This window comes from Nevskiales bacterium, from assembly GCA_035574475.1.
In the GTDB taxonomy this organism is placed as follows: domain Bacteria; phylum Pseudomonadota; class Gammaproteobacteria; order Nevskiales; family DATLYR01; genus DATLYR01.
In genome coordinates this window covers 1-3391 of sequence record DATLYR010000039.1, presented here as the reverse complement: position 1 = coordinate 3391, position 3391 = coordinate 1, and the positions used below count along the sequence as shown (strand labels likewise).

At 70.8% G+C, this 3391-nt stretch carries 4 protein-coding genes; all 4 read left to right on the top strand.

Features of this window, described 5'->3' with window-relative positions:
- A partial coding sequence (locus VNJ47_02430) for a CpaF family protein (GenBank protein ID HXG27690.1) occupies nt 1-1142 on the top strand: 1142 nt, incomplete at its 5' end.
- Nucleotides 1139-2065: a type II secretion system F family protein gene (locus VNJ47_02425; protein HXG27689.1), complete on the top strand. Its 927-nt coding sequence runs from the start codon at nt 1139-1141 to the stop codon at nt 2063-2065. The genes VNJ47_02430 and VNJ47_02425, both read left to right, overlap by 4 nt.
- Entirely contained in the window at nt 2062-2973 is a 912-nt protein-coding gene (locus VNJ47_02420; GenBank protein HXG27688.1) for a type II secretion system F family protein, read from the top strand. Before VNJ47_02425 ends, VNJ47_02420 begins: the two co-directional genes overlap by 4 nt.
- The coding region (locus VNJ47_02415) for a hypothetical protein (GenBank protein HXG27687.1) at nt 2970-3391 on the top strand (422 nt) is incomplete at its 3' end. The genes VNJ47_02420 and VNJ47_02415, both read left to right, overlap by 4 nt.

Sequence of the window (3391 nt, the reverse complement as noted above, 5' to 3'; positions counted from 1 at the left end):
ACCTGCTGCAGGTGATCGACGAGCGCAACCTCGGCATCGAGCAGTGGCCGCGGGCGAAGCTGGCCGAGTTCGTGCGCGAGCAGGTCAAGCGCTACGTGTTCGAGCAGAAGCTGGCGGTCAACCAGCGTGAGGCCGAAATGCTGGCCGCCGACGCTCTCGACGAGCTGATCGGCTTCGGCCCGATCCAGTCGCTGGTGGACGACCCCTCGGTGGACGACATCATCGTCAACGGGCCGGGTCGGGTGTTCGTGGAGCGCAGCGGGCGACTCGAGAATGTCTCGCTGCGCTTCGTGGACGACGCGCACGTACTGCGCGTGATCCAGCGCATCCTGGCGCCGCTCGGCCGGCGCATCGACGAATCCAGCCCGATGGTGGATGCGCGCCTGCCGGATGGCTCGCGCGTCAACGCCATCTTCCCGCCGGTCGCACTCGACGGACCCTGTATCTCGATCCGCAAGTTCCGCAAGCAGCCGTTGTCGGCCGAGGACCTGCTCAGGTACGGCACGGTCAGCCCGCCGATGCTGGAATTCCTGCGCGAGCGCGTGGAACGCCGCACCAACCTGCTGATCCTGGGCGGCACCGGCTCCGGCAAGACGACCCTGCTCAATCTGCTCAGCCAGTGGATCCCGGACGCCGAACGTGTCATCACCATCGAGGACGCGGCCGAGCTGCGCCTCGCCCACAGCCACGTGGTGCGGCTGGAGACGCGCCCGCCCAATCTCGAGGGGCAGAACCAGGTCACGGCGCGCGACCTGGTGCGCAACGCGCTGCGCATGCGCCCCGACCGCATCATCGTCGGCGAGATCCGCAGCCACGAAGTGCTGGACATGCTGCAGGCCATGAATACCGGTCACGACGGCTCCATGACCACACTGCACGCCAACAACCCGCGCGACGCGATCCACCGCCTGGTGCTGCTGGCCGGCTTTGCCGGTTTCAGCGGCAGCGAACTCACGCTGCTGCAGCAGATCGCCAGCGCGTTGCAGCTGCTGGTGCATGTCTCGCGCCTGCCGAGCGGCGAGCGCCGCGTGCTGTCGGTGGCGCAGGTCGAAGGTGTGGTCGGGCACGAGCTGAGGCTGCGCGAGTTGTTCGCCTATGACCCGGCCGGCGGTCGGCATCGCGACCTGCGGGAGGCAGCATGAACGTGTTGCTCTGGCTGCTGCTGGCTCTGCTGTCGGGGTTGCTGGTGCTGGGCGCGGCAGCCCTGCTGCTGCAGGCGCGGCGGCGCGAAATCCAGGACGAGGTCCTGGCGCGGCTGCAGCTCGGGCTGGCGGGAGACGAGACGGGCTGGCGCCGCCCGCAGCCGGTGAGCAACCCCGTGCTGCGCGCGGCCTGCCATCGCTTTTGGCAGGCCGGACTGGATTTCAGCGCCGGACAGGTCGCCGGCATCCTGTCGGGGCTTGCGCTGGCGGCGCTGCTGCTGATGCTGCTGCTCGGCCTGCTGGCCGGCCTGCTGCTGGCGGGGCTCGGTCTGGTTGGCGGACTGCTGTTGCTGCAGCAGCTGGCCGGTCGGCGCCAACGCCAGATCGTGGCCCAGCTGCCGGACTTCCTCGAGCACGTGCTGCGGGCGCTGATCGCCGGCAACACCCTGGAGGAAGCCTTCGCCGAGGCTGCGCGCGAGGGTGTCGAGCCCCTGCGCGGGCTGTTCCTGGGGGTGGCGCGCCAGGTACGGCTGGGCGCGCCGATCGAGGACGCGCTGGCGCAGGCGGCCGAGGTACACGACCTGCCGGACGTGCACGTGCTGGCCATGACGGCGCGCGTCAACCGCCGCTATGGCGGCAGCATCCGCAACATGATCAAGAGTCTGGTGCAGGTTATCCGCGCCCGCGGCACCGCGGCGCGCGAGCTGCGCGCGCTGACTGCCGAGACGCGTTTCTCGGCCCTGCTGCTGTTCGTCATCCCGCTGGGCATCAGCCTGTTCATCCTGCTGCGCAACCCGGCCTTCTACACCGACATGTGGAACGACGCACTGGGTCGCGTGCTGCTGTCCGGCGCCGCCGGCCTGCAGCTGCTCGGCGGGCTGATCATCTGGCGCATGCTGCGCAGCACGGAGGGCGGCGCATGAGTCTGCCGCTGCTGGTTGCGCTGGCGGTGGGGCTGGGCGTGCTCGCGCTGGCGGCGGGTTTGGCGGCCGTGCTGTCCGCGCGTGACCGCATGCGCCTGGCCGAGCGGCTGGCGCCCGAGGACGATGTCGCGGCGCCGCGCGAAGGCGGGGCATGGTGGCAGCGCCTGGCCGAGGGCGGGCGCGGCATGGAGCGCTGGTTCGAGGACGACGTCGGCATCGACCTGCTGCTGGTGCGCGCCGGCTGGCGCGAGGCGCGCGCGCGTACCGCCTATTACCTGCTGCAGATCGGCCTGCCGGCGCTGGTGTTCGTGCTGCTGCTGGCGCTGGCATTGACCCGCGGCCTGGGGCTGCAGGCCGCGCTGCTGGGGACCATGGCGGTCATCGTTGCGCTGCTGTTGCCGCGCTGGCTGCTGCGCCGACAGGCCGCCGAGCGGCAGCGGCGCATCCGCGCCGAGGTGCCGCTGTTCGTCAACCTCATGATGCTGCTGCTGGAAGCGGGGCTGTCCACGCGCCAGGCGCTGCACAGCCTGGTGCGCGACGGCGGCGGCGTGCTGCCGGAGCTGGGCAATGAATTCCGTCTCGCGCTGCGCCAGATCGACGCCGGCGGTGACCTGGGCGACGTGCTGGCCAGCATGGGGCAGGTACTCGACGTCCCCGAGTTGGCGGGCGTGCTCGGCGTGCTGCGCCAGGTCGAGCGCTACGGCGGCGAGGTGCGCGAGCCGCTGCAGGCAGCACTCATGGTGATGCAGGAGCGGCGCGGCCTGGACCTGCGCGAGCGGGTCAACCTGCTGGCCGGGCGCATGACCGTGGTCATGGTGCTGTTTTTCTTCCCCGCGCTGATGCTGTGCGTCGCCGGGCCAGCGTTCAGCTCCATCTTCCGCGCCCTGCGCCAGGTGATGGCGTCATGAGGCGCGCGGCGGCCCTGGTTCCAATGCTGGCGGCGCTGGTCTGCGGCTGCGCCACGGTACCGGCCGCGAACACGCCGCCGGCGATCGCATCCGACAGCGCACCGGCCCGGCAGCTGCACACCGATCTGGTGCGCGAGATGATCGCGCAGGGCCGTTATTACGCCGCCCTGGCGCACATCGAGGAGTTGCAGAAAGGCGGCGGCCCGCGCGAGGAACTGCTGTTGCTGCACGCGCAGGTACTGACCCGGCTCGACCGCAAGGACCAGGCCGAGCAGGAGTACAAGCAGCTGCTCAGCGGGCCGTTCGCGGGCGAGGCCCGGCACGGGCTCGGCCTGCTGTACGCGGGCCGCAACTACAAGCTGAGCCTGCAGTATCTGCGCGAGGCTGCGCAGCTGCGCCCGACCGACGCCAACATCCG

What these genes read in the sequence shown, in the direction of transcription:
- VNJ47_02425 (HXG27689.1), top strand. Translation starts at nt 1,139, where the DNA reads ATGAACGTGTTGCTCTGGCTGCTGCTGGCTCTGCTGTCGGGGTTGCTG.
- VNJ47_02420 (HXG27688.1), top strand. Translation starts at nt 2,062, where the DNA reads ATGAGTCTGCCGCTGCTGGTTGCGCTGGCGGTGGGGCTGGGCGTGCTC.